The organism is Pontibacterium granulatum (assembly GCF_029961155.1).
Classification (GTDB): Bacteria; Pseudomonadota; Gammaproteobacteria; order Pseudomonadales; family Balneatricaceae; genus Pontibacterium; species Pontibacterium granulatum.
In genome coordinates, this window is the sequence record NZ_JASBRH010000017.1 from 1 (window position 1) to 25,379 (window position 25,379).

Annotated in this window: 23 protein-coding genes and 1 riboswitch; of the genes, 7 read left to right on the forward strand and 16 right to left on the reverse strand. The window is 54.7% G+C overall.

From position 1 onward, the window contains the following. Window positions 1–396 precede the first annotated feature (396 nt). The 4 genes from QKW35_RS14980 to aceK all read right to left on the reverse strand — a co-directional run bounded on the left by QKW35_RS14980 (window position 397) and on the right by aceK (window position 6,375). Entirely contained in the window at window positions 397–822 is a 426-nt protein-coding gene (locus tag QKW35_RS14980) for a universal stress protein (protein ID WP_282354328.1), read from the reverse strand. A gap of 20 nt (window positions 823–842) precedes the next feature. Further along, window positions 843–3,371, reverse strand: a complete 2,529-nt coding sequence (locus QKW35_RS14985) for a TRAP transporter permease (protein ID WP_282354449.1) — start codon at window positions 3,369–3,371, stop codon at window positions 843–845. A gap of 103 nt (window positions 3,372–3,474) precedes the next feature. Continuing rightward, entirely contained in the window at window positions 3,475–4,455 is a 981-nt protein-coding gene (locus QKW35_RS14990) for a TAXI family TRAP transporter solute-binding subunit (RefSeq protein ID WP_282354329.1), read from the reverse strand. Window positions 4,456–4,647: 192 nt separating this feature from the next. Next, the gene (gene aceK / locus QKW35_RS14995) at window positions 4,648–6,375 is read right to left on the reverse strand and encodes a bifunctional isocitrate dehydrogenase kinase/phosphatase (RefSeq protein ID WP_282354330.1); all 1,728 of its coding nucleotides are present in this window, start codon (window positions 6,373–6,375) and stop codon (window positions 4,648–4,650) included. Between the two features lie 174 nt (window positions 6,376–6,549). On the opposite strand from aceK, the gene pfkA reads away from it, so the two are divergent. The 3 genes from pfkA (at window position 6,550) to QKW35_RS15010 (ending at window position 9,487) form a co-directional block, all read left to right on the forward strand. Beyond that, window positions 6,550–7,554, forward strand: a complete 1,005-nt coding sequence (gene pfkA / locus QKW35_RS15000) for a 6-phosphofructokinase (RefSeq protein ID WP_282354332.1) — start codon at window positions 6,550–6,552, stop codon at window positions 7,552–7,554. Window positions 7,555–7,588: 34 nt separating this feature from the next. Next, window positions 7,589–8,743: a cell division protein ZapE gene (zapE, locus tag QKW35_RS15005; protein WP_282354334.1), complete on the forward strand. Its 1,155-nt coding sequence runs from the start codon at window positions 7,589–7,591 to the stop codon at window positions 8,741–8,743. Window positions 8,744–8,875: 132 nt separating this feature from the next. Then, window positions 8,876–9,487, forward strand: a complete 612-nt coding sequence (locus QKW35_RS15010) for a DUF502 domain-containing protein (protein ID WP_282354336.1) — start codon at window positions 8,876–8,878, stop codon at window positions 9,485–9,487. On the opposite strand, the gene QKW35_RS15015 is transcribed toward QKW35_RS15010, so the two are convergent. After that, on the reverse strand, window positions 9,488–10,129 hold the full coding sequence (locus tag QKW35_RS15015) for an MBL fold metallo-hydrolase (protein ID WP_282354337.1): 642 nt from the start codon (window positions 10,127–10,129) through the stop codon (window positions 9,488–9,490). An 81-nt stretch (window positions 10,130–10,210) separates the two neighbouring features. Beyond that, complete coding sequence (locus QKW35_RS15020) at window positions 10,211–11,101, reverse strand: CHAD domain-containing protein (RefSeq protein ID WP_282354338.1); 891 nt, start codon at window positions 11,099–11,101, stop codon at window positions 10,211–10,213. A gap of 112 nt (window positions 11,102–11,213) precedes the next feature. Here QKW35_RS15020 and QKW35_RS15025 point away from each other — a divergent pair, with 112 nt between their 5' ends. Next, entirely contained in the window at window positions 11,214–11,678 is a 465-nt protein-coding gene (locus tag QKW35_RS15025) for an aminoacyl-tRNA deacylase (RefSeq protein ID WP_282354339.1), read from the forward strand. A gap of 139 nt (window positions 11,679–11,817) precedes the next feature. Then, window positions 11,818–12,078, forward strand: coding sequence for a DUF5062 family protein (locus tag QKW35_RS15030; protein WP_282354340.1), 261 nt, complete (start codon window positions 11,818–11,820; stop codon window positions 12,076–12,078). Window positions 12,079–12,669: 591 nt separating this feature from the next. Here the strand turns inward: QKW35_RS15030 and thiC are convergent. From thiC to QKW35_RS15070, 8 genes are all read right to left on the reverse strand, one after another. Further along, window positions 12,670–14,550 (reverse strand): phosphomethylpyrimidine synthase ThiC, encoded by a 1,881-nt coding sequence (thiC, locus tag QKW35_RS15035; RefSeq protein WP_282354341.1) that lies wholly within the window; start codon window positions 14,548–14,550, stop codon window positions 12,670–12,672. A gap of 42 nt (window positions 14,551–14,592) precedes the next feature. After that, the gene (gene thiD / locus QKW35_RS15040; RefSeq protein ID WP_282354343.1) at window positions 14,593–15,414 is read right to left on the reverse strand and encodes a bifunctional hydroxymethylpyrimidine kinase/phosphomethylpyrimidine kinase; all 822 of its coding nucleotides are present in this window, start codon (window positions 15,412–15,414) and stop codon (window positions 14,593–14,595) included. 61 nt (window positions 15,415–15,475) lie between these two features. Beyond that, a riboswitch (TPP riboswitch) is annotated at window positions 15,476–15,575 on the reverse strand. 843 nt (window positions 15,576–16,418) lie between these two features. Next, on the reverse strand, window positions 16,419–17,348 hold the full coding sequence (locus QKW35_RS15045; RefSeq protein ID WP_282354345.1) for an EamA family transporter: 930 nt from the start codon (window positions 17,346–17,348) through the stop codon (window positions 16,419–16,421). A gap of 38 nt (window positions 17,349–17,386) precedes the next feature. Continuing rightward, entirely contained in the window at window positions 17,387–18,424 is a 1,038-nt protein-coding gene (locus QKW35_RS15050; protein WP_282354347.1) for an MJ1255/VC2487 family glycosyltransferase, read from the reverse strand. A 4-nt stretch (window positions 18,425–18,428) separates the two neighbouring features. Beyond that, window positions 18,429–18,956: a phosphatase PAP2 family protein gene (locus QKW35_RS15055; protein ID WP_282354349.1), complete on the reverse strand. Its 528-nt coding sequence runs from the start codon at window positions 18,954–18,956 to the stop codon at window positions 18,429–18,431. An 87-nt stretch (window positions 18,957–19,043) separates the two neighbouring features. Further along, window positions 19,044–19,949 carry an alpha/beta hydrolase gene (locus QKW35_RS15060; RefSeq protein WP_282354352.1) on the reverse strand — a complete coding sequence of 302 codons (906 nt, stop codon included), beginning with the start codon at window positions 19,947–19,949 and terminating at the stop codon, window positions 19,044–19,046. 11 nt (window positions 19,950–19,960) lie between these two features. Further along, a complete protein-coding gene (gene mutM / locus QKW35_RS15065; protein ID WP_282354354.1) occupies window positions 19,961–20,773 on the reverse strand; it encodes a bifunctional DNA-formamidopyrimidine glycosylase/DNA-(apurinic or apyrimidinic site) lyase in 813 nt (270 codons plus the stop codon). Window positions 20,774–20,828: 55 nt separating this feature from the next. Next, on the reverse strand, window positions 20,829–21,707 hold the full coding sequence (locus tag QKW35_RS15070; RefSeq protein ID WP_282354356.1) for a DMT family transporter: 879 nt from the start codon (window positions 21,705–21,707) through the stop codon (window positions 20,829–20,831). 142 nt (window positions 21,708–21,849) lie between these two features. Here QKW35_RS15070 and QKW35_RS15075 point away from each other — a divergent pair, with 142 nt between their 5' ends. Further along, window positions 21,850–23,265: an aminotransferase-like domain-containing protein gene (locus QKW35_RS15075; protein WP_282354359.1), complete on the forward strand. Its 1,416-nt coding sequence runs from the start codon at window positions 21,850–21,852 to the stop codon at window positions 23,263–23,265. Window positions 23,266–23,273: 8 nt separating this feature from the next. On the opposite strand, the gene rlmF is transcribed toward QKW35_RS15075, so the two are convergent. Continuing rightward, complete coding sequence (gene rlmF, locus QKW35_RS15080; protein ID WP_282354361.1) at window positions 23,274–24,254, reverse strand: 23S rRNA (adenine(1618)-N(6))-methyltransferase RlmF; 981 nt, start codon at window positions 24,252–24,254, stop codon at window positions 23,274–23,276. Between the two features lie 72 nt (window positions 24,255–24,326). Continuing rightward, window positions 24,327–24,752: a hypothetical protein gene (locus tag QKW35_RS15085; protein ID WP_282354363.1), complete on the reverse strand. Its 426-nt coding sequence runs from the start codon at window positions 24,750–24,752 to the stop codon at window positions 24,327–24,329. Between the two features lie 277 nt (window positions 24,753–25,029). Here QKW35_RS15085 and QKW35_RS15090 point away from each other — a divergent pair, with 277 nt between their 5' ends. Continuing rightward, the gene (locus QKW35_RS15090; protein WP_282354365.1) at window positions 25,030–25,209 is read left to right on the forward strand and encodes a hypothetical protein; all 180 of its coding nucleotides are present in this window, start codon (window positions 25,030–25,032) and stop codon (window positions 25,207–25,209) included. Window positions 25,210–25,379: the final 170 nt, after the last annotated feature.

The following is a 25,379-nucleotide window of genomic DNA, read 5'->3' on the forward strand; positions in this document are numbered from 1 at the left end:
GTTGTCTCAAGCGAGGCGCATATTTTACTTCGCGCCGTGTCGTTGTCAACCGTTTATTTGCAAGTTTTTCAAAAGTTTTTGAAGCTTGCCGGTGACGCCGACGGCTTAAAAGCCTTGTGCTAATTCACTTTGTAAATCAGCGACTTATTTAAGCCTCTCTGCCTGAGTGACCGGGCCGTTGAAGGCTGTTCTCTCAAGCGAGGAGGCGCATTCTACAGACCTCAGTTTGAGCGTCAACAGCCTTTTGAAAAAAACTTAAAAAAAGTGAAAAAACATGTGTTTTTGATCAAAAAACACACAGCGCAGATCATTAATTAAACAGCACTATTAGCCCTCGCTGTAAAAAAGGCGCCTGTCGGCGCCTTTATATCCCATATTTATAATCTGATCGGCTGCTTAACGCATAACAAATACCGAACATCCCGCCTGCTCCACAACTTTTGCTGTCACCGAACCTAATAAGACTTTCTCCACAAATCCATGGTTTCGACTTGGAATCGCAATCAAATCACAATTGAGTTTGCGGGCTTTTTTCACAATCTCTTTATGAGGTACACCTTCTGCTACATGAATAAACCAACTCAGCTTGCTACTCAGGTTTTGTTCGGCTAGCTCATTCAACTGTTGCTCCATGGCGTTTATCGCATGCTCCACGGTACCTTCAGGAAAATAGGAGGCGACCAGCGGCATATTGAAACCAGGCAACACCCCCAGAATATGCAACTCTTGTCCGTTGGACAGCATGCCATTCAAATATCGTAATGCGTGCTCCGCGGTTACAACATCTTCAAGGTCGACGGGAAACAGAACCTTGCTAAACATGATCTTCACCTATTGTGTATTTACACCTCATGTGTACGGCGGCGCAGTTGCAATGCAGCCATGCCTGCCAACAACAGTATGACAGGGATATACACCAACTGTTTGGGTGGACGGTCGGTTTCGGTTTCAACCGCCAGGATCTCCCAGCCAAAATCGATCCCGACTTTCTGGGCAGGACTATCAAAGCCCACCATATCGACCATCACCTTGTCGTCGGACACAGAAAGCGTCAACCCCAATTCCTGCAACCGCCGGGCACCACCTTCACTACCGCCGACCTGCAGCTCAACAATCTTCTTCACATAATCGCCATCGATGGTTTCGCCTGCCACAGCCAGACGCAGCTTATCGTTGGCAGGCAGACTATCCGCGATCTGCTCTAGCGCGGTAGCAGGATTGCGCTCGATTGGCGGGTATATCTCATCCCACCAAAAACCAGGCCGGAACAGCGAGAAGGCCACAAGCAGCAGCAATACAGTTTCATACCAGCGGTTTTTGACTAACCAATAGCCTTGGGTGGCTGCTGCAAATATCAGCATCGCGCCGGTCGCCGAGACGACTGTCATTAACAGATGGAAAGGCCCTTCCACTCCGATCAACAACAACTCGGTGTTAAAGATAAACATGAACGGCAACACCGCCGTACGGATATCGTAGGCGAAACCCTGGATACCGGTTTTAATGGGATCGGAGCGAGCAATTGCAGCGGCAGCATAAGCGGCCAACCCCACCGGCGGTGTGTCATCCGCCAGGATGCCAAAATAGAAAACAAACAGGTGTACCGCGATAAGCGGTACCAACAAACCATGCTCCGCCCCTAGCGTGACAATCACCGGCGCCATCAGGGTAGAGACAACGATATAGTTCGCGGTGGTTGGCAAGCCCATGCCCAGTACCAAACTGATAATGGCGGTAAAGATCAGCATCAACATCACATTACCGCCGGAGATGAATTCGACAAACTCGGTCATCACCAGACCGATGCCGGTTAGCGTTACCGTACCAACCACAATACCAGCCGCCGCGGTCGCCACACCGATGCCGATCATGTTGCGCGCACCACTCACCAGACCATCCAGCAGGTCATGGATACCGATGCTACTGTTTTCCTGCCAGTTATGATCACCGCGGAACATCGACTTCAACGGCTTGTGGGTCAGTACCACCAGCGTCATAAACACCGTTGCCCAGAATGCGGACAATCCCGGCGACAGACGCTCAACTGTCAGACACCAAACCAACACCACCACGGGTAACAGGAAGTAGAGACCGGATTTCACCGTCGGTCCCACCTCAGGTAGCGTCACAATCGCCGCGTTCGGATCGTCCATATGCAGCTCTGGATACCGCGCGGCAAAGCGGATCAATGCCAGATAGACCACCAGCATCAGTCCACCGATCAGCAGGTAGGTGCCATTACCCAACACCTCTTTGGACCATCCCATGCCGTAATACAGGACCAGCGACAGAATGCAGATGCCCGAGATGATCATGCTCCAGGTCATCAACGCCTGAACCAAAGTGGGTTTGTGAGGCCGCTCCAATCCACGCATCCCGGCTTTCAGCGCTTCCAGGTGCACGATGTAGATCAGTGCCACATAAGAGATCAGTGCGGGCAGGATGGCGTGCTTGATCACCTCTATGTATGCAACGCCTACGTACTCCACCATCAGGAAGGCGGCGGCCCCCATGATCGGTGGCGTGAGCTGGCCGTTGGTTGAGGCGGCAACTTCTACTGCACCGGCTTTCTGGCCGGGAAAACCAACCCGTTTCATCAGCGGGATAGTAAACGTACCGGTGGTCACGACGTTTGCAATCGAAGAACCCGATACCAAACCACTCAGGCCTGACGACACCACCGCTGCTTTCGCCGGCCCACCCTTCATGTGCCCCAGCAGAGAAAAAGCAACTTGCGTGAAATAGTTACCCGCCCCGGCCTTGTCCAGCAGGGATCCGAACAACACAAACAGGAATACAAAACTGGTGGATACCCCCAGCGCCACACCAAACACGCCCTCGCTGCTGAGCCACTGGTGCGACATGGTCTTGTTCAGGCTCGCACCTTTGTGTGCGATCACATCCGGCATGTACGGACCGCCAAAGGTATAGATCAGAAAGACCAAGGCAACCACCATCAACGGTGGTCCCAAAGCACGGCGTGTAGCCTCCAGCAGGATCAACATACCGGCAACGGCCACAACCAGATCCAGAGTTGTCGGATCACCGGCACGATTGGCCAGTTCCGCATGGAAGATCACCAGATAGGCAGCACAGAAGGATCCGGCCAACCCCATAATCCAATCTTGCAGTGGGATATAAAATCGAGGGGAATGCTTCAGCGCCGGAAAGGCGGTGTAGGCCAGAAAGATCGCAAATGCCAGATGGATCGACCGCGCCTGGGTGTCGTTAAACACGCCAAAATTCAGGGTAAAGGGTAGAGGCGACGCATACCAGAGCTGGAACAGGGACCAGGCCAGCGCGACCAGCCAGAGCACCTTGCCGGGCATGCCTTGGGGAGCGCGGGCACCGCTATCGGCCTGCGCAACCATCTCCTGTACATCAGTATCAATCTGAGGAGTTGGCTTATCTGTCACGGGACCTCCTTAACAGAGGAACAACGGGGGCAAATACCCCCGCGTTTCTGATTTCAGATCACATCAGACCAGCTTCTTTGTAATACTTGGCTGCACCTGGATGCAGTGGTGCGGACAGACCACTCTTGACCATGTCCTCTTTCTTAAGGTGACGGAAAGCAGGGTGCAGGTTACGGAACGTATCGAAGTTTTCGAATACTGCTTTCACCACCTGGTACACCACCTCTTCCGGTACGGACGTCGAAGTGACAAAGGTGGCACCCACACCAAAGGTTTCCACATCATCTCCGTTACCACGGTACATACCACCCGGAATAGTCGCTGAGCGGTAGTACGGATGCTGCTTGATAAGGCCGTTGATTACATCATCGCTGACAGTCACCAGCTTGCTGTCGCATGAGGTGGTGGCTTCTTTGATTGCTCCGCTCGGATGGCCAACGGTATACACCATTGCGTCGATCTTGTTATCGCACAGCGCACTGGCCTGCTCCGATGCCTTCAGCTCGGATGCCAGCGCGAAATCATCCATGGTCCAGCCTTTGGCTTCCATCACCACTTCCAGCGTACCACGCTGACCGGAGCCCGGATTCCCGATATTAACGCGCTTCCCCTTCAGGTCATCAAACGACTTGATGTCGGCATCCGCACGGGCAACCACGGTAAACGGCTCTGCATGCACAGAGAACACTGCGCGTAGTTCTTTGTTGGCACCTTTGTCCTCAAACTGGGAGGTCCCGTTGTAGGCGTGATACTGCCAGTCAGACTGAGCAACTCCCATATCCAGCTCACCGGAGCGAATCGTATTTAGGTTGTAGATCGAACCACCGGTCGACTCAACCGAACAACGGATTCCGTGATCTTTACGCCCCTTATTCACCAAACGACAGATCGCACCGCCAGTTGGATAGTACACCCCGGTAACGCCACCGGTACCAATGGTAATGAATTGCTCTGCAGAAGCGGTGGTTGATACTCCCATGGCTGCGACGCCCACCCCCATTGCCAGTAGAGCTGAGGTAACAGTCTTTTTGATCGTCATAGCAGTCTCCCTGTTCTTGTTCCGAGCTTACGTTCTTTAAAACGCTCAATGGTTAAATAGTAGACAGTTCAAGCGACGGTTCAAGGATCCCGCACATTTCTATCTGCCTAACATCCAGTCAAACCACTGAACCTCTGATCTACATACTATCTATTCTGGAGTCGAAACATGACTAATACACTTAAAAAGCAATCAGTTACGCAGAAAACGTTTCACTTTTCGGTACGGGAATACATCCATCACATTTCCTGCCCGCACCTGCGCCTGCATCTCACGCCAGAAACCAACCTCCAGCAGATCCTGATGCAGCTCATTAAAGATCCGCCGTACCGTCCGGTCACAGCGGGTCAGCATACGGAATTCTTCCGGAAACACGTCATTTGGCCCCACCGAATACCAGGGTTCATCCATCATCTCCTGTTCAGGGTAGATCGCCTCGGGAATCTCGCGGAAGTTGCACTCGGTCAGGTACATGATCTCATCGTAGTCGTAGAACACCACACGACCATGCCGGGTGATGCCGAAATTTTTGAATAACATATCACCGGCAAAAATATTGGCAGCGGCCAGCTGCTTGATGCATTTACCAAACTCGTTGATCGCGTGAAATACGGCGTATTCATCCTTTTTCGCCAGTGCTTCGTTGATATGGATGTTTAACGGTGTCATGCGACGTTCCGTCCAGAGGTGACGGATCAGCACCACATCATCGCGCACCTCCACACTGGATGCCGCTACCCGTTGCAGCTCTTGGATCAGCTCGTCGGAAAATCGATCTCGCGGAAAGCTGAAGTTGGTGAACTCCATCGTATCGGCCATTCGCCCCACCCGATCATGCCGTTTTACCAATTGGTATTTCTCAATCACGGTGCTGCGCGAGATGTATTTGGACGAGGAAAAATGATCCTTGATGATCTTGAACACCAGTGGATAACTGGGCAGGGTAAACACCGTCATCACCATCCCTTTGATCCCGGGAGCGATCATAAAGGCGTCGTCTGAGTTGTTCAGATGTTCGACAAAGTTGCGGTAGAATTCCGCCTTACCCTGCTTATAAAAACCCACTGAACTATATAGCTCGGCCACCGACTTCATCGGTAGGATCGACTGCATAAACCGCACAAACTCGGAGGGCACGTTCACATCTGCCATAAAATAAGCACGGGTAAAGCTGAAGATCACCGAGACATCGTTCTCTTCGGTAATCAAGGTATCCACATAGACACCTCCCGCCTCGTTATTGAGTATCGGCAGGACAAAGGGTAGCTGTTTGTGATCGGTGCGCACACGACCAACGATATAGGCCCCTTTATTGCGGTAAAACACACTCTTGACCACGTCGATGCGGGTATTGGCAGGGCTCTCAAACTGCTCGGTCAGATTATTGCGCACGTAGCGCAGGATATTGCGAATGTCGCGGCGCTTGTTCTCCCAGGGAATATCAAATGGCACATCGTCCAGCAACCGCGACAGCATACTTTGTACACCGTTATTCAGGTCATAGGTGTGATAGATCTGGTCGCCCGAGTGCACGATACGCCCGGCCATGGAGCTGTGGATAAACATATGCAGGTCATCTAACTGGCTATGCGCGTATACCCGGCAATAGATGGAGTTGTAGTAGGTTTCTGCTAGTTCAAAGTCGTCGCGCTGGGTGATCAGCTCGATATAGGCAAGCTTGGCTTGGCGCCAGAGTTCGGAATTGTGCAGATCCTGTTTGATCTTAAGTTGCAGTGCATCCGCCGCATCCTGACACATACGTTCGTACAGATTGATCCGCTCAGCTGCTGTACGTTGCACCGCCTGCCAGTCGGCCAGCTCAAAGCGCGCACGGGCACCATCGGTAATACACTGAAAATGCCCGCGGTAGTTAGAAAAACTTCGCAGAATGTCATGAGCGATCTGTTCCGCTAACGTCATATTGCGACTCTCCCGTTGCTGCCTAACCTCAGCATAACCCTATAATGAAGGGTATGGATGACATGCCACAGTCCTTTCCCAAGAACCCAATCGCTGCCATACAAGCGTCAATAAATGGCAGTACGCTTGAGCGATAGGTGAACTGTCTGTGGATTACACGATAGGAGAGATTTGATGTATAAGCTACCTGCTATGGACCCAGTCAAGGAGCTAAAAGCGATCGCCGTACTGACCAGTGGCGGCGACGCGCCCGGCATGAACCCTGCGATCCGTGGAGTGGTCCGGGCCGCACTCAGCCACGGAATTCGCGTATATGGCGTCAATCGTGGTTACAGTGGCCTGATCATTGGCGATATCTGGGAGATGAACTCCCGCTCCGTATCCAACATCATTCAGCGTGGCGGCACCATGCTGAAAAGTGACCGTTGCGAAGCGTTTAAAGATCCGGCCGTGCGTAAGCAGGCGGCAGCTATTTTGCGTGAACGCGATATCGAAGGCCTGGTAGTAATCGGCGGTGACGGCTCTCTGACCGGCGCGGCCCTGCTTACCGAAGAGAGCGGCATTCCCGTCGTCGGCCTGCCGGGCACCATCGACAACGATATTCACGGCACCGAAGACACCATCGGTTTTGATACCGCCGTCAACACCGCGCTGGACGCTATCGATAAAATCCGTGATACCGCCCTCTCCCACGAACGCCTGTTCCTGGTGGAGGTGATGGGTCGCGATTCCGGCTTCATCGCCACCCAGGTAGGCATCGCCTGTGGCGCTGAGATGGTGGTGATTCCGGAAGTGGAATTCAAAATCGAATCCCTCTGTTTCCAGCTGGCCAACAACCGGGTTAGGGGCGAAGGTTCCAGCGGCATCATTGTAGTGGCGGAAGGCCCACGCCCCGGTTTGACCTACCGCATCGCCCAGCAACTGGAAGAACACGACCAGGCGCCAAGGGTATGCATTCTGGGCCACATCCAGCGCGGCGGCAGTCCAACCGGGCACGACCGTGTACTGGCGTCCTGCATGGGCGCCTCCGCAGTCGATTATCTGCGTGCGGGTTACTCCAGCATCATGGTGGGTGTACAGAAAGGAGAGATTCTGGATGTGCCACTGCGGGAGGTACTGGAACGCAATAAGAGTCTTGATCACGAGTGGATTGAGATGACCCGGCTGCTTCACAAGTAGCATCCTGTGGATGGGGGCGTTAAGATGCGTCCCCATGATCCCTACCAACTCGACCCAAGAGCAGCCGCTGCAAAAGCGTTACAACGCGCTTCTGGCCGACGGCTATGACGACGACCCGGTGCAACGTCAGGCACTGACCTACCTGGCTGAACTGCAGCCACAACTGGCCCAGCAGCAGCGCACGCCCCCTAAAGGCCTCTATCTTTGGGGACCGGTTGGCCGCGGTAAAACCTTTCTGATGGATCTGTTCTGCGATTCCCTCCGAGAGGATTTCGGCAACGACTGCACCTTGCGCCTGCACTTCCACCGCTTTATGGCACTGATCCACCAGCAACTGCAGGAAAACTCGGGCCAGGAAGATCCACTGCTCTTTGTCGCCCAGGGGCTTGCCCAACGTTACCGTGTACTCTGCTTTGACGAGTTTCTGGTCGCCGAGATTGGCGATGCGATGCTGTTAGGCCGTTTGATCCGACACCTGTTCAGCCTGGGGGTATCCCTGGTATGCACCTCCAACCGCCCACCGGAAGAGCTGTACCGCGGAGATATCCACAGGGATCGTTTTGAGCCCACCGTCCAACTGCTACGCCAGCACCTGAACGTGGTCGCGATGGAAGGCGAGAAGGACCACCGTTTGCGCAGCCTGACCCACAGTGCAGCGTATTTTGTTGGCGACCACTCGCCACTGCATGATCTGTTCGCGCCACACAATGATGCACAGCTCAATCGCGACGAGGATATCCTGGTCTGCAACCGACCAATCTCCTGTATCGCTGCAACAGAACAGGTGGCGTGGTTTGATTTCCAGGCTCTGTGCGAAGGTCCGCGCAGCCATCTCGACTACATCGATCTTGCAAAGCGCTTCCACACTCTGTTTCTTAGCAACGTACCGCTACTGGGCGGCAAGCAGTTTGAACGTATCAAGGCGCGCGGGACGGAAGACGGTGCAGTGGGGTCACAAACAACGGGAGAACGCCAGGTGATGGTTGGCCGCTCGGATGATCCGGCGCGTCGTTTTATCGCTTTGGTGGATGAATTGTACGACCGCCGCGTCAACCTGTTTCTCAACGCAGCCACCAGCCTGGATTCACTGTATCAGGGTGACCTGCTGGCCTTTGAATTTCAGCGCACCATCAGCCGCCTCACCGAGATGGCGTCACTGGAGTATCAGCAGGCTCCGCACCAGCCATAAGCTCACGATTCATAGCGCTGCGATGACTGGGGTGTAGGGCCATAGGCGTGAAACAGGCGGGTAAAGTTTACGCTGTTAAGCTTTCACTCAGTCATCAACACTTAATCTCAGGCCAAGCACAAGGAGCCTATGATGATACGAAGCCTGATGCGATTTTTCTTCCAGGGTCTGCTGATCCTGCTGCCAGTGGTGCTCACCATCTACCTGGTGTACCTGATCTTCACCGCACTTAACGAAACCGTTTTTTCCGCCATCGGCAGCCTGCTGGCCTACTTCTCTCCGGCGCTGGAGCCGGGCCTCACCGCTACATTGATCGGCACCGCCGTCACCCTGATAGTCATTACCGCCACCGGTGTCGCAGGTTCTCTCTATCTGGGGCGCTATATGATGGGTTATGTGGACCGTTTTCTAGAGCGCATCCCGCTGGTTAAGCTGCTCTACAACGCACTCAAGGACCTGTTTCATGCTTTTTTGGGGGATGCCAAAAGCTTCGACAAACCGGTGTTGGTATACCTGACCGAGGACAAGCGAATCAAAGCGATGGGCTTTATGACCCGGGAAAGTATGGAGAGCTTTGGTTTGGAGGATCAGGTCGCGGTTTATCTGCCACAGTCATACAACTTTGCCGGCAACCTGATCATCGTACCTAGATCGCAGGTGGAACCCCTGGAGGTGGCCGCCAGTCAGGTGACGGCCTTTGTGGTCAGCGGTGGGGTCTCCACTGAGCGCAACACCGGCAACTGATCAGCCGCGGTGATCGGATACAAACGGGTTGCTGATGCGCTCACGACCAAACGTCGACATCGGACCGTGCCCCGGAATGAAATCCACATCGTCGCCCAACGGGAACAGCTTTTCACGGATGGAGGCGATCAGGGTTGAATGGTCGCCTTTCGGGAAATCTGTGCGGCCGATTGAACCCTGGAACAACACATCACCCACCATTGCCAACAAATCCCCCGGATGGAAGAACACCACATGGCCCGGGGTATGCCCCGGCGTGTGCAACACGCTCAGGTGTTGATTACCCACTTCGATGTCGTTGCCTTCATCCAGCCAACGATCCGGCTCAAACCCTTCCACCGGCGGAAATCCGAACATCGTGCACTGCTGGTCCAGGCCATCGATCCAGAATTTGTCGTCGATATGGGGACCTTCCACCGGCACCCCCGTGCGCTTGGCCAATTCAGCCGTACCACCAACATGGTCCAGGTGCGCATGGGTCAGCAGAATCTTCTCCAGCTCTACGCCCTCCTCCTCAACGGCCGCCAGTATGCGATCCACGTCACCGCCCGGATCAACCACCGCGGCTTTATTGGTTTCTTCACACCAGATCAGGGTGCAGTTCTGCTGAAACGGGGTCACAGGAATAATTCGGAATTTCATAGAAATACGCTGCCTCACTGAAAGATAGCCCGAGTATATCAGAGGCAATTTGACGGCGGCACAACTGCAGCCCGCTTCCCGTCAATGCTTTTTCTGACGCAGGTCACGCCAGCCTTTGATCAGCTTGCGGCTGTAGCTCGGTGCAGGCTCACCGTAGGCTTTGGGCGCAAGACGCCAGATCAGATCCATCAGGGCCTGCTCGCGCCGCTGTGCAGTCAACTCCAGGAGTGACAGGTCTTCAGCCCAGAAAAGCGATCGGTGGCTGGCGATGTACTCCAGCAGGATATGCAGGTCATGCAGCTGTCCCAGATACTCGCCCAGATCCTTCAGGCGTGCGCGCTGCGTTTTTTTACCGCGGGGAAACAGCAGTGACACCTGATAATAAAAACGTTTCACCTCCTTACGCCACGCGTGCAACGCCTCTGCGTCCGGGTGCTGCTGAATCTGCAACCAGTGCCTGCGCCCCTGTCCATACTCGGTTTCGATGGCAAGCATCAGAGCCTGATAATCGTAACGTTTCAGGCGCCAGTGGCGGGCTCTGTGCTGCAAACTGCGCAGCCGTTGCCGCGCCTGCCTGAGCGGCTGTGTACCAGCGGCGATGTCACAAGTCTGGCTGTAGTTTTTCGAAAAAGGCTCACGTAATCGGGCGCGACACTCCCTGTCCTCAACCTCTAGCAATAGCAGATCCACGGTATCCAACAGCACACGTGCATCGCGGCTACCGGACAGGGCACCCGCAAGTGCTTTGCTGTGGGCGTTGGCGTCAAAGTAGGCATGCTTTCCGATGGCGGGGCGGATCAGGCGCAAAAAGGCACGCATCCGTTTCATCCCGGTACGGGTATCGTGAATCACCTCATCCACGTCTGCTTCGGTCGCACCGGCCAGCATTTTATCCAGGCTATTCAAGTGCTTATCTACCGCCTTATGGGCTGCACCTCCCAACCGGGAAGACGCATGCAGTGCAATAGCCATGGTCTACCTCACTTTCTGTTCACATCTCCTTTCAAGAATAGACCACCAGATGAGCTACACTGAGAGGTGCAGGAGCCCTAACTGGCAGGAGCCTCAAACAGAGGTAAACCTCATGTCCCTTGCGCCAACCATTCAGCGCTTCCTGGATAGTCAACACATCGCGTACAAGCGCGTTTTTCACCCTTACGCCGAAACCGCTATGGGCTGTGCACTGGCAGCCAAAGTTCCCCCTAAACGGGTTGCAAAAGGTGTAGTGTTGAGAGACGACGAAGGCTTTGTGATGGCCGTTGTACCCGCCGACCGCCAGGTCGACCTACGCGCTGTTAATCACTTTACCAATCGCCTGTTGACCACGGCCCGTCAGAACGATGTAAAAATCCTGTTCCGGGACTGTGCTCAGGGTGCCGTACCCAGCTTGGGCCAGACTTACAATCTGCCCGTCATCTGGGATGACCACCTCGGTGAAGAGCCTGAATGCTATCTCGAAGCGGGCGACCACCGTGAACTGGTCCGCATGAGTCGGGACAGCTTCCTGGACTCCATGAAAAATCAGCCCCACGGCAGAATCAGCTACTGATTCTTTGCCTCCACATAGCCCTCTTGTAAGCGGCGACACTCCGGTCGTCGCTTACTTTAATCCCTGTTTCACTTTACAGCGCCAGCGGATTTCCGCATAAATGGAAGAACTCCCCAGCCAAGCGGAAGGATGCGGCAGCATGAAAAAACTCAAACACGAAGCGGACCTGGTGCGCCAGGCATTAGTGGTCGGATCGGTTTACTTTGAAAAACGTGGTGCGGGCAAGTTTGAGCCCACTGACAGCGCCAACAGCAAGATCACGGCCCTTTACCGTTTGCTGGTCAATGACGGTCTGATTCATCCCCTGGCAAAAGACCAGGAGAACGAACCTAATATGAAACACAAACTGGCGATCTGGATGGAGAAACAGCTACCCGAAGGACATGCACTAAAAAGCTAACCGCGTTAAGGGCCAAAGAGGCGCACGCTCTGAACCTCTTTGGCTATCCCCGCTCTCTTTAGAGGCGCTTTCGAAGAAAGCCTGAATCCTCAATGGCCACCCGGCCAGGCTACCAAAAAGATTTAATATCCCACTGCGAAAAATCCCGGCGCCGTCATCCAGCACCTTAGATGATCGGCTCAATTCTGCCTCACAATAGGCACCTTATACGGTTAAACGATCACGCCTGGTTTGACAGTCACTGTACGTTCCACAATGTCCTCACCGTGTACATCCAATCTCCAGTTTGCTTCTCCTGAATGACAGTCAACGCCTGAACCCTGCAGGAATTACTTCGAAACTCCGACTCAGCTTTTGAAATATGCCGCGGCTCTGATTTTAAGTGTTATTGCTACGACGAATTTCTGAAATGTTTACTTTTCAAACAGCCGTTTACCGAAAATCTGTTGTAAAGCCAAATTCACTGAAACATAATCGCCTCATCGCTTAGCTGTAACGTTGCGATAACGAATTCTCCCCGCAGGGACATAACGGGAGATCCACACACAAAAAAGCCGCCCATAGGGGCGGCTTTTTTGCTTTTAGAGCGATTTACACTTTGTGGTATATCTCAGCGCCGGTTTCCTTGAACTCGGCCGACTTGGCCTGCATCCCTTCTTCCGCCTGCGCATTGATCGCAGCCACCTGCTCTTCGTCCAGCTCACGCACCTCCTGGGAGATCTTCATGGAGCAGAACTTCGGTCCACACATGGAGCAGAAGTGCGCCACTTTTGCAGACTCTTTCGGCAGGGTCTCATCGTGGTAGGCACGGGCAGTGTCCGGATCCAGACCGATGTTGAACTGGTCTTCCCAACGGAACTCAAATCGAGCCTTGGACATCGCGTTATCACGGATCTGTGCACCCGGGTGACCTTTTGCCAGGTCAGCCGCGTGGGCAGCGATCTTGTAGGTGATGATACCGGTCTTCACATCGTCTTTATTCGGCAGCCCCAGGTGCTCTTTTGGTGTTACGTAGCAGAGCATGGCACAGCCGTACCAACCAATCATCGCTGCACCGATACCGGAGGTGATGTGGTCGTAACCCGGCGCAATATCGGTGGTCAATGGGCCAAGCGTGTAGAACGGCGCTTCGTGACACTCCTTCAGCTGCTTGTCCATGTTCTCTTTGATCATGTGCATCGGCACGTGACCTGGGCCTTCGATCATGACCTGCACGTCGTGTTTCCAGGCTATCTTGGTCAGCTCACCCAGGGTTTCCAGCTCAGCAAACTGTGCTTCGTCGTTGGCATCGTAGACGGAACCAGGACGCAGGCCGTCACCCAGGGAGAACGCCACGTCGTAGTCTTTACAGATCTGACAGATCTCTTCAAAGTGGGTGTAGAGGAAGTTCTCTTTATGGTGCGCCAGACACCATTTCGCCATGATGGAACCACCACGGGAGACGATACCGGTCATACGCTTAGCGGTCAGCGGTACATAACGCAGCAGAACACCGGCGTGGATGGTGAAGTAGTCCACACCCTGCTCAGCCTGCTCGATCAGGGTGTCTCGGAAGACTTCCCAGTTCAGGTCTTCTGCAACACCTTTAACTTTCTCCAGCGCCTGGTAGATCGGCACAGTACCGATTGGCACAGGGGAGTTGCGCAGGATCCACTCACGGGTCTCGTGGATGTTGTCACCGGTGGACAGATCCATGATGGTGTCAGCACCCCAACGGGTACCCCAGGTCATCTTTTCCACTTCCTCTTCGATGGAGGAGGTTACCGCGGAGTTACCGATGTTGCCGTTGATTTTCACCAGGAAATTGCGACCGATGATCATCGGCTCCAGTTCCGGGTGGTTGATGTTACAAGGGATAATTGCGCGACCCTCCGCCACTTCCTTACGTACAAATTCCGGAGTGATCTCATCCGGCAGGTACGCTCCGAAGTTGTGGCCCGGGTGCTGCTGAGCAACCACGTTGCCTTCCGCTTTAGCTTTCGCCAGCTTCATGTTTTCGCGGATCGCGATGTATTCCATCTCAGGGGTGATGATGCCCTGACGCGCGTAGTGCAGCTGGGTTACGTTCTTGCCTGGTGCAGCACGGCGTGGTTTACGCTGCAGGTCGAAACGCAGGTGATCCAGGCGCAGGTCTGCTTCACGGGCACGGCCGTACTCGGAGGTCATACCGTCCAACTGTTCGGTGTCTTCACGCTCCAGAATCCACTTCTCACGCAGCGGTGCCAGGCCCTGACGGATATCGATGGTCGCTTCCGGATCGGTGTACGGGCCGGAGGTGTCATAAACGTACAGCGGATCGTTCTGCTCACCACCGAAACCGGTTGGCGTGTCGTCCAGGGTGATCTCACGCATTGGTACGCGGATATCCGGACGGCTGCCTTCAACATAGACCTTGCGGGATTTCGGGAATGGCTGAACGGAATCGCCGTCTACCTGTGCACTTTCACTGAGGTGTTTCATATTATCTGCCATAAGTCGCCTGCTTGCTTTTCGTTATTGCACCCTGTCTGCCAATCAATGCCGCCAAAACGCATGGAAGTGATGCACCGGTCCATGACCACTGCCCACCTCAAGCGTATCGGCTACCGCGATTGCATCGGAAATATACTGCTTGGCCTGCTCTACTGCCGCTAACGGCAGCTCACCCTTCGCCAGCAGTGCGGCGATCGCAGACGCTAATGTACATCCCGTACCGTGGGTATTTTTTGTGTTGATTCGTTTGGTGTTCAGCGTGATGCACTGCTCACCGTCAAAGAAGATATCGGGGCTCTGTTCACTGTCATTCAGGTGCCCGCCTTTCAGCAGCACCGCACCCGGCCCCAGCGCTTTCAAGTCCCGCACCATCTGCTCCATACCCGCCAGATCATCCGGCTCGTCGCAGCCCAAAATTGCAGCGGCTTCCGGTAGATTAGGTGTAATCAGGGTTGCCAGTGGAATCAGTTCCGACACCAGCGCGGATACCGCATCGGCCCGCAGCAACGCATCACCTCCCTTGGAGAGCATGACCGGGTCGACCACCAGCTTGACCTGGGGTTGGCCACGCAGGAATTCAGCCACCGCCGAAACGATACTGGCATCACCCAGCATGCCGGTTTTCACCGCATTTACATTGAGGTCGTCAAAAACGGTTTCCAGTTGCTGTTGGATAAACGGTACCGGCACCGGATGAATCGCACGCACTTCGCGGGTATTTTGCGCCGTCAGCGCAGTAATGACCGATGCGCCATAGGCACCCAGCGCAGAAAACGTCTTGAGATCCGCTTGGATACCCGCGCCACCACCGGAATCGGAACCCGCGATGGTCAGGGCAATGGGGGTTTGGGAAGAATGGGACATCAACGCACCTCCAGATCAGTTCGGAAGGCTACGCAGTTGCCTGAAAAATGGTTTGCCAAATACATTATCAATCTCGATTTCCTACGCCGGTGTTAACCGGATCAGGTTCAGCGGGTTTACTCTCAGCCCTCGCAACTGCAGGGGCACCCCGACCAAGACATTAAGCGCTAAGTGTATGTGTCACCCACCAGGCTTGTCCACTCTGCCAGCATATTTCAATGCAAACAGCTGCGTATAGGTCCAGATTCCGGGAATGACTCTGTACCAAACACACCGGTGTGACGCTCTATGAATACGGCTCCGAAGCCATAAACATAGATTTCAGCTCTGCAGCCTCCAGCAGGGCTCGTGTTTTCGCACTGCACTAATAAAAATGACGGATATGAAATAATTCAATACAAATACCTGTTTAAATAACCATGAGGCATTAGAAGCACATTTTCTTATGCCATATTGATCAAAACACAGGAAAAATTAAGAATTTTTCCTATATCAACCGAGATACCGCCGAGCCATAATAAGTCTCGTGGATCTCCTGTTCATGGAACGAATATATCGGATGGCATAGGAAAGCAGAACGGACTGGCAGGACGCCGATAGCTGGACGCTCAAGGATTTATTGCACGGATTAGGATTGCCAATGAAGGGCGCTTCGACGGATCGAGGCGCCCTTTTTCGTTTCTGGCTTCCGGCCTGTCACACGACCTTTCTCCTGCTGCGACTTAAGTCTAATTTCCTGAAAATTAGGAATTTTTCCTATATATCCCAACCCACCGCTTCAGCATAATGCGTCTTGTGGATCTCCTGTTCATGGAACGAATAGCAAGGAAGGCCTAGACAAGCGAAAGGGAAGGCATGATGCCGCGGCTGGAAGCCAGGTTGATTCGGATCCCCTAACCGGATTTGAACAACTCATCGCACGGAAAATGGAAGCCAACGAGGGGGGCGTCTCAAGGGAACTGAGCGCCCCCTTCACTTTTTCTGCCGTTCGGCAATGAATTACCCTACTGCCCCAGCGAAAACATCGCGATCGCAACCAGCATCAGGCTCGACGCGGCAAAGCGCTGCATAAACACCGAACGCGCAGGCATCTTCTCCGCATATTTGAAACCCATCCAGGTCAAAAAGACACCCAGCAAGATCGAAACTACCCCCCGGCTTGATTGCACGATACCGCCAAACACCACGCCGATCTCCGCAAAGCAGGCAAACAAGCACACCATCGCCAACAGCCAGGTCAACGCAGACGGAGCACTCTGAAGCAGCAGTTGCTTGTCCTTCAAACCCGGATAGAACAGCACACTCAGAACCCCGCAGATCACGTAACAGAGACAGACTCCCACCGCAGCGGCATGAATCAACGACAGCGGTTCCAAGCTGCGCATGGTATAGAGGATCGAGAGATCCGACAGGGCATACCCCACACAAGCCAGCACCACCCAGAGTAGAGCCGACAGGCTGATGCGACCGCCACTGGCACTCAACCAGATCGCCCCCAACGCACACAGGGCAATCGCCAGCCATTGCACCCACTGATAGCTCTCACCAAACCAAAACAGCCCCATGGTCGCCAGCACCAGCACCTTTAGCCCCAACAGCGGGCTTACCCGTGAAGCTTCAGATGCACGGATCGCCTTGAACAGGGAGATCTGTCCCACGCAATAAAAGAACGTAGTACAGAGCAACGGTCCGATGTAATCACTTACGCTGAGCAGCTTGGGGTGCCAGAGAAACGGCAGGACCAACAGACACACACCACCCAATACCAGATGCATCAGGATCAGCAGGGTCAGCGGGGTTGCCCTGTACTGCAGGATAAACTGTGCAGAAAAGACGTAGGAGATCGACTGCATCAGGGCAGCAGCAAAGCCGTAGAGAACACCGGATAACATAAGCTGTAGGTTTGGAAGACCCAAAAGAAAAGAAGCCGGCATTGTGCCAGCTCCCGATTGGTTTGGGCAAATGAACGGTATCAGACGCCGACGACGATCCCCGGCTCGTTCTGCCACAGCCGTTTTGCCAGCACATCGGCACTTTCGCCACAACCACTGGCAATCCACTGCGCCAACTGCCCGGCGACATCCGGGTTCATGCGCGGCTCAGGTTGCGGCAGTTCCAGCCAGTCACTGAGCAGCGCTTCGTCGTAATCCCTGGCGATAGTTGCCAGTCCCAGCTCATCCAGCACATGGGCGTTGGATTGCTGCTCCACCTGCCCTTTGACCGGCATGGAAAATACCTTTTTACCCAACTGCAGCGCTTCGCTGATCAGACCAAAACCACAGTTGGTTACCACACCGCTGCAGCTGGAGAGGTCACGCTGGAAGCCTTCACGGGAAAACGGCATGAAGTAGAGGTTGTCACGCTGATAAGGTTCATCAATCGCGCAATAGATGTAAAAACGGTAATCGGTGATCCCGGCAAAGCGGGTTTCCAGCTCCTCAATGGGATTCACCGGCAGATAGACCAGCACCTTATCCTGTTCTACCGATGGCTCAAAAAGGGGCGGCTGAATCAGCGGTGGCAGGACCGGATAATCGTAATGGTGCCAGTGCACACCGATGGCCGTCTTGGCGGGTGCAAACAGCTGGATCAGGCGAGACAGCACATGGTGGTTATGACCCGGTATCGGGTAACAAAGCGCATACTGATGCGCGATGCCGACCGACGGTACCCCTTTACGTTTAGCCGCCCAGGCGGTAACGGGCTCAAAGTCGGTGATCACCAGATCGTAGCTGCTCAGGTCGAGGGCATTGGCATCCCGCCAGCAGCGCAAAACATTGTTCTTACGCAGGGTATCCCAGACCTTTACCTGGCCGTCACGCTGCACGAAGGTGAGCCCTTCACGCGTCAGGTAATCGCCAAACGGTTCCATATTGAACAGCTGATCCGCCGGGCGGCCGCTGAACAGGTAGTCCACTTCCACACCGGCGGCTTTCAACGCAGGTGCCATCACGCGCGCACGGGTAATATGCCCATTACCTGTCGCCTGTACCCCGTAAAGAACTCGCATACGATCAGATTCCGAATAGACTCAGCGCCACCACCGCACAACTCACACCGAGTACGGCACCGGCAGCGATGTCGGTTGGGTAGTGCACCCCCAACATCACGCGCGACAGGCCGATCAATACAGCAATGCTGTAGCTCAACTCCAGCATGGATGGGTAGAAGTGGCTGAAAACAGTTGCAAAGACAAAGGCCGCAGCAGCGTGACCGGATGGGAAGCTGAACTTGTCGGACGGTACGATAAACGCGTCAAAGTTGTCGAAGCGGTGACACGGACGGTCCCGCTTGATGGTGTTCTTGAGAACCAGATAGAGTGGCAGCTCAATTACAAAGGCCAGCAGACCGGCCATCAGGAACGCTTCACCGTCCTGCACTTCCAGCAGGGCCAGGGAGAGGCCAAGCGCCAGATACAGGCCTCCGTCACCCAGGCGGGAGATCAGGCGACTGATGGTTGCCAGGCGTGGCATCTGGGTGAAGCCGTGACACCAGTAGAAAGCAATGGCGTCGTAGCTGGTAATTTTGCGCAGGGTATTCATGGCTGCCACCAAATATAACCTTGTGTATTTGGTGAGCAGTGTGGTTCACACAGGTGACAGTCCGGTGAATCCCTTCTTACGCTTTGATTACAGGTTATCCAACAACCAGTTAGCGGCGATATCAACCAGCTTATCGGTACGCAGCCAGGGCACCATGTGCCCGGAGCGCTCCATTTCCAGCAGCTCAAACGGGTGTTTGCACTGCTCCACCACCCGTTTTGAGTACATCAGCGGCAACACTTCATCACGGTCGCCGTGGATGATTGCACTCCTGAACGGATACACTCGCTTCAGCACGCCACAGGTTTGGGAAAACACACTGGAGAGGGTACGCAGGGGATAGTCGAACACCACCAGCGGGTCATTGTTGATCTCCTCACCGGCAGGATGACTGGCCAGCAGCAGTTCGAAGTCGACAAACGTCCGCAGTGGCACTTTCAGTAACGGGAAGAACATGGCGCTGGCATGGGTCCACTGCCAACCCATCTGATGCACAAAGTCCGGGGCGATATCCGGCAGCAGCAACGTACCGCACAGGACCGCGTTCAGACGCTCGTCCTGCTCCGCTGCCGCCAGCCCCAGCAAAGCACCTATAGAGTAACCAAACACCGCAAACGGGCCATCAAAACGCTGCTGCAGATGATCGATTAACTGGGAAACGTAGTCACATACCTGAGGCACTGTGTACAGGCCGCGTGGCCCACCGGAATAACCGTGCCCCGGCAGGTCGATACCCACCACATTGAAACCACGCGCGCTGAGTTTTCCCAGCATCTCGGCGTACAGTTCACAGTAGGTTCCGATGCCCGGCAGGAAAATAACCGTTGGCGCCGCCACGTCATATTCGTACAGTTCGCAGTGCACCCCATCGCTGCCCAGCCGGAAGGCCTGGCGTTTCTCCAGCCAGGGCTGTAGTTGTAGTTTATCCCGCAGGCGTTCCCGATCCTCACTTCCTTCCTGCGTCAGCGCCGCGTGGCGTACACGTACGTTCATATGTTCAGTTCCTAGCGCTGACAGTGGCTACAGTAGACCGTAGACCGCTGCCCCAGACGAATCTCTTTTAAGGGGTTCTTACAGCTCACACAGGGCTCACCTGCCCGGCCATAGACGTTCAGTTGTTGCTTGAAGTACCCCGGTTTACCATCCCCACCGACAAAGTCCTTCAGGGTTGTACCACCCTGCGCTATCGCGGCGGCCAGTACACGTTTGACCTCGTACACCAGCCGGTTTATACGTGCTGCTGATATCTGACCGGCAGCACGTTTGGGGTGGATACCGGCGGCAAACAGCGCCTCGTTGGCGTAGATGTTACCCACACCCACCACAATCTTGCTGTCCATCAGGAAGGTTTTGATCGCGGTCTTGCGCCCTTTGGCTTTGGCCAGAAGGTATTGATCATCAAATTCATCGCTGAGCGGCTCCGGCCCCAGATGGGCAAGCAGCTCGTGCACCTCATTCGCACCCTGCCACAGCACTGCACCAAAGCGGCGCGGATCGGTCAGACGCAGGGCCTTGCCGTCACTCAGACATAGATCCACATGGTCGTGCTTGCCGGGCTCTTTGCTGCGTTCCACGACGCGCAAGCTGCCGGACATGCCTAGATGCACCATCAGGCAACCGCAATCAAACTGAAGGATCAGGTATTTACCCCGGCGCTTCACCGCTTCTACTGTTTTGCCGGGTAACAGAGCGCTGAGTTCAGCAGGAACGGGCCAACGCAAACGGGGTTGGCGCACATCAAGAGTGGAAACTTTTCGCCCCACCACATGGGGTTCAATGCCCCGTCGGGTGGTTTCTACTTCAGGTAATTCGGGCATGATGGATCATGAAATGAACAATGGCAGGCCATCATACCCGATCTATATGACAACGTCAGGCGCGGCGCAGCACCAGGTAGATCCCCAGTACGGTAATGCCGATTGCCATCATCCCCATCAGGTTGAGAGTCTCATCAAACAGCAACCAGGCCTCGATCGCGGTGAGCGGCGGCACCAGATAGAAGTAACTGGCCACCTTCGCAGATTCCCCCTCGCGGATCATCAGCATCAACAGCAGGATGGCGCTGACCGACAAACCAAACACCATCCACAGCAACGCAGCAATCAATTCGGGCTGCCAGTCGATATGACCGGTTTCGAAACTGAACGCCAGCACCGCCATGGCGATTGCGGTCATCAGGTACTGGTAGAACGCCCCCGTGATCAGGTCGGTGCCGCCGCCAAAGCGCTTCTGGTAGAGCGTACCCACGGAGATCGCTACCAGCGCGGCAATGGCTGCGCTCATGGTCGACCACTCCACTTCGAACTGCCCGCCCTGTTCACCTGAGGCCAGCACCAGCGCAACGCCGATAAAACCGATCACCAGGCCCGACCACTGCTTGGGACGCAGGGTTTCGCCCATCAACTGCCAGCTCATCAGCGCCGTCAGCAGGGGCTGCAGCCCCATGATGAGGGAAGTCACCCCCGCAGGCATGCCCCATTCAATCGCTGCAAACACCCCCCCCAGATAGGTCGCATGTACCAGAAAGCCGGTCACCATCTGGTGCATCGCCTGTACCGGCGACGGCCAGCGCGATTTCAGGACCAGCGCCAGGGCACCAAAGGCCATCAACGTGAGCAGCATGCGGATCAGCAGAACATGAAACGGTTCGATATAGGGGCCGGCGTACTTGGCACCGATAAAACCGGTGCTCCAAAGCACGACAAACACAAAGGGCACTGCCTGTACCCAACGTTTCTGTAATTCACCCATAACCCAATCCGCTGCAAATATTGAACTCAGCCGCCAATGTACGGGCTGCGAGGACTGCTTTAAAGGCACAGCACCAATCTAAAAACATGGGTACAGACACTTATTAATTGCCATTTATAAACATTAATGACCTACTGTACCCATGAAACGTTATGAACAGGTCACCCACCACCTTCGGGAGCAGATCAAGAGCAGCCAACTGCGTCCAGGCGAACCTCTGCCCTCCCTGCGCAGCCTGAGCGAGCGTCTGGCGGTCAGCAAAAACACGGTGATCCATGCCTACCAGCAGCTGGAAGCCGAGGGACTGATCGAGCCCCGTTCCCGCCAGGGCTTCTTTGTCAGCCACAGTCAGCCTCAACCGGAGCTGTCGGCGACACCCCGCCCGGTTACATTGGGTGCGCTGGCACTGAACGTGATCCGTGCAGCGTCCCAGTCTGATCTGCAACCGCTCGGCAGCGCCGATCCGGACACCCGCTTTCCGGCGCGTACCCAGCTGTATAAAACCGTGGCGCGCAACGCCCGGGCCCGCGCCCATTTCCAGCCTGCGATCAGTCACTACCAGCCTCCACCCGGCAGTGATCTGCTGCGTGCCCGACTGGCACACCATATAAGCGAGACCGCCTTTAGCTGCCAGCCGCAGGAGATCATCATCTGCAACGGCACCCAGGAGGGGATCAGTCTGAGCCTGCGGGCTGTGGCCCAGCCCGGTGACATCATCGCCGTGGAATCACCCAGCTTTTACGGCACCCTGCAGTGTATCGAAGCCCTGGGCCTGAAAGTGCTGGAAGTGCCCACGATTCCCGGTGAGGGGATCAACCTGTCTTTGTTGGAAAAACTATTGAAGGCGTGGCCGGTCAAGGCCCTGCTGCTCAACCCCAACATCAACAACCCGCTGGGCTTCCAGGTGCAGCGCAGTCATCAGGAAAAGCTGATGGCACTCACTGCCCCGTATCAACTGCCCATTATCGAGGACGATGTGTTTGGTGAACTCAACTACCAAAGCCACCGCGCACCGCCTCTCAAGGCACTGGACAGTGATGGCCGGGTGATTCTGTGCAGCTCCTTCTCCAAGACGCTGGACACCGATATCCGCCTGGGCTGGGTAATTCCCGGCAAGTTCTACGAGGAGGTGAACTACTTCAAATACGTCACCACGTTGGCCTCCTCCGGTCTGATTCAGGAAGCGTGCGCGGAGTTTATGGCCGAGCGCCGCTTTGCCCGACACCTGCGCCGGATTAAGCGCACTTATAAACAACGCTGGGAACTGTTTGCAGGAGATATGAACCGCTGCATGCCAAGCGAGTTGATCTACTCCCACCCGGAGGGCGGTTACCTGTGCTGGCTGGAGCTACCCAAAGGCTGTGACGGTGACCGCATCTACCAACAGGCACTGGCCGAAAAGATCGCCATTACACCGGGTAGCCTGTTTTCAACCGAGGGGATCTACCGCCACTGCATCCGCCTGAATTTCTCGGTGTATAACGGCAGTAGCGAGATCCGTAACGCCCTGATCCGGGTGAGTGAATTGGTCCGTTCGGAGATACAGCGTGCAGGCTGACAGCATCGTTAGCGGGATGCCGCCCATTGCCGGCGGTCGTCCTCACTCAGGAAGCTCCACACCAGGATACGACTGACCTTGTTGCCCTGCCCCATCGGAATCACTTCAACAGAGACCGCCCCCGCCTGCTTGAGTGTTTTTTTCAGGGGTGAGAGGTTATCCCCATTGGCGATCAGGCTGGTAAACCAGCACACCTGGCCGGCAAAAGCCTGGCTTTCCTCCACCATGGTACGCACAAAAGCCAACTCGCCCCCCGGACACCATAGCTCGTTGTTCTGACCGCCAAAGTTCAGCGTGGGTTTAGCCTTCGCAGTCTTATCCAGGCCCAGATTCTTTAGCTTGCGACGGGTTCCAGCGGCCGCTGTCTCTGCAGAGGCATGAAACGGTGGGTTACAGAGGGTGAAGTCGAACAGCTCATCACGCTTAATCACACCGTTGAAGATCTGCTGCGGTTGCTTCTGCTGCCGCAGGCGAATAGCACCTTTCAATACCGGATTGGCCTCACTGATCAGTTTCGCAGAAGCCGTTGCCAGCGGGTCGATCTCCGTTCCCACAAAAGCCCAGCCGTAACTGCGTTGGCCGACAATCGGATAGATCAGGTTGGCACCGGTACCGATATCCAGCCCCCGGATGCCACGTCCCACCGGAACCTCGCCACCGTTGTCGCGGGCCAGTAGATCTGCCAGATGGTGAATATAGTCGGCGCGCCCCGGCACCGGCGGGCACAGATAACCGGGCGGAATATCCCAGTGCAGCAAACCGTAGTGGTGGATTAACAGCGCTTTGTTCAGGACTTTCACCGCAGCAGGATCGGCGAAATCAACCGACAGGTCGCCACACCGGTTTTCAGCCACAAACGGCTCCAGCTCGGGACAGGCTGCAATCAATTTTGGTAGGTCGTAGCGTCCCGCATGTGGATTGCGGGAATGTAAACCCGGTTTGCGGGATACTGGTTTGGAAGCTCGGGGGGCCATTGGATTACCGCTCAAACAGACAGACTCCTATTGTACCAGCCATCGCTTGGGAAAGGGGGGGGGCAAGGATACCGGAACGCCCCCGGTTTACTTCAGATCCTTGATCACCATCTTGATCTCTGCCCGCACCGCATCAATTTCCCCCACAACCGCGTTGGCTGCAGCATCGTCACGGCCCAGCGCATCCCAACTTCCGCCCCAGGTTTTACGCAGCTGCTCCGCCTTATTCCCCACTTCGGGGCTGATCAGACTGCTCAGGTCGTGTATCAGCCCTACCTTGACCCAGCCTTTGCGCGGATTCCCCGCGACCCGGTCATGATCGTAGTGTGCAGCAAATACCAGTTGCTCCAGCTCAGACAGGTTATTCAGTACCTCAAACGCTGCCATGCGGATATTGCTGTTATCCTCTGTCGCCTCCAGCCGCCAAGCGTTATAACTAAACCCGACCAGCGAGAAGGCCACACTGAATACGGCCGTGAAATAGTAAACTTTTAACTTACGTCCCAGCTCCATTTTTTAATGCCTCACCTTAACTGCTGATCCCCGGTGCCAAACAGCCTCAATATAGGCCAAAACCCGAAGTGCGAGAATGCAAGGCCAAAGACCAGGTTGAATATCGATCAACCTTTACTACAGTTTCATGAAACCTGCCTGAAAGGTTTGAAATAGCAAAAACCTATTGCTATAAAACGTATATACATTCGATGTACAAACGATATACGTTGGGTATCTACACGATTTGCTTTATTCTTTAGCCACTGCAAGGACACCGGCCTGAGGTCAGAATTAGATGCCAGGAACAAAAAAGAAGAAAGCAAAGAAGAATAGCCAACTGGTCATTCGTATCAATGATCAGGAACGAGACAACTTCGTTTCGTTGTGTGAAGAGTTGGATACCAGTGCTGCTCGTGAAATACGTCGATTCATTCGCGACTTTGTCGCGGAACATGGTACCGATTCCGGCAGCTGAAGCACCGTTTCAGCTGCCTTTACCAATGCTTGACGCAACTCACACTAAGGAGCTCTAGATCATGGCTAAGATTAAAGTTAAAGCAGTAAAGAAAGATATCAAAGCACGCCAGGCTAAAATCGCTAAGCACGAAGGCAAACTGAAAAAGCTGAAAAAGCTGCTGAAAAAAG

Excerpts from the sequence above, each read along its gene's own strand:
- QKW35_RS14980 (WP_282354328.1), bottom strand. The coding sequence starts at position 822 with ATGTTTAGCAAGGTTCTGTTTCCCGTCGACCTTGAAGATGTTGTAACC.
- QKW35_RS14985 (WP_282354449.1), bottom strand. The coding sequence starts at position 3,371 with ATGGTTGCGCAGGCCGATAGCGGTGCCCGCGCTCCCCAAGGCATGCCC.
- QKW35_RS14990 (WP_282354329.1), bottom strand. The coding sequence starts at position 4,455 with ATGACGATCAAAAAGACTGTTACCTCAGCTCTACTGGCAATGGGGGTG.
- aceK (WP_282354330.1), bottom strand. The coding sequence starts at position 6,375 with ATGACGTTAGCGGAACAGATCGCTCATGACATTCTGCGAAGTTTTTCT.
- pfkA (WP_282354332.1), top strand. The coding sequence starts at position 6,550 with ATGTATAAGCTACCTGCTATGGACCCAGTCAAGGAGCTAAAAGCGATC.
- zapE (WP_282354334.1), top strand. The coding sequence starts at position 7,589 with ATGATCCCTACCAACTCGACCCAAGAGCAGCCGCTGCAAAAGCGTTAC.
- QKW35_RS15010 (WP_282354336.1), top strand. The coding sequence starts at position 8,876 with ATGATACGAAGCCTGATGCGATTTTTCTTCCAGGGTCTGCTGATCCTG.
- QKW35_RS15015 (WP_282354337.1), bottom strand. The coding sequence starts at position 10,129 with ATGAAATTCCGAATTATTCCTGTGACCCCGTTTCAGCAGAACTGCACC.
- QKW35_RS15020 (WP_282354338.1), bottom strand. The coding sequence starts at position 11,101 with ATGGCTATTGCACTGCATGCGTCTTCCCGGTTGGGAGGTGCAGCCCAT.
- QKW35_RS15025 (WP_282354339.1), top strand. The coding sequence starts at position 11,214 with ATGTCCCTTGCGCCAACCATTCAGCGCTTCCTGGATAGTCAACACATC.
- QKW35_RS15030 (WP_282354340.1), top strand. The coding sequence starts at position 11,818 with ATGAAAAAACTCAAACACGAAGCGGACCTGGTGCGCCAGGCATTAGTG.
- thiC (WP_282354341.1), bottom strand. The coding sequence starts at position 14,550 with ATGGCAGATAATATGAAACACCTCAGTGAAAGTGCACAGGTAGACGGC.
- thiD (WP_282354343.1), bottom strand. The coding sequence starts at position 15,414 with ATGTCCCATTCTTCCCAAACCCCCATTGCCCTGACCATCGCGGGTTCC.
- QKW35_RS15045 (WP_282354345.1), bottom strand. The coding sequence starts at position 17,348 with ATGCCGGCTTCTTTTCTTTTGGGTCTTCCAAACCTACAGCTTATGTTA.
- QKW35_RS15050 (WP_282354347.1), bottom strand. The coding sequence starts at position 18,424 with ATGCGAGTTCTTTACGGGGTACAGGCGACAGGTAATGGGCATATTACC.
- QKW35_RS15055 (WP_282354349.1), bottom strand. The coding sequence starts at position 18,956 with ATGAATACCCTGCGCAAAATTACCAGCTACGACGCCATTGCTTTCTAC.
- QKW35_RS15060 (WP_282354352.1), bottom strand. The coding sequence starts at position 19,949 with ATGAACGTACGTGTACGCCACGCGGCGCTGACGCAGGAAGGAAGTGAG.
- mutM (WP_282354354.1), bottom strand. The coding sequence starts at position 20,773 with ATGCCCGAATTACCTGAAGTAGAAACCACCCGACGGGGCATTGAACCC.
- QKW35_RS15070 (WP_282354356.1), bottom strand. The coding sequence starts at position 21,707 with ATGGGTGAATTACAGAAACGTTGGGTACAGGCAGTGCCCTTTGTGTTT.
- QKW35_RS15075 (WP_282354359.1), top strand. The coding sequence starts at position 21,850 with ATGAAACGTTATGAACAGGTCACCCACCACCTTCGGGAGCAGATCAAG.
- QKW35_RS15085 (WP_282354363.1), bottom strand. The coding sequence starts at position 24,752 with ATGGAGCTGGGACGTAAGTTAAAAGTTTACTATTTCACGGCCGTATTC.
- QKW35_RS15090 (WP_282354365.1), top strand. The coding sequence starts at position 25,030 with ATGCCAGGAACAAAAAAGAAGAAAGCAAAGAAGAATAGCCAACTGGTC.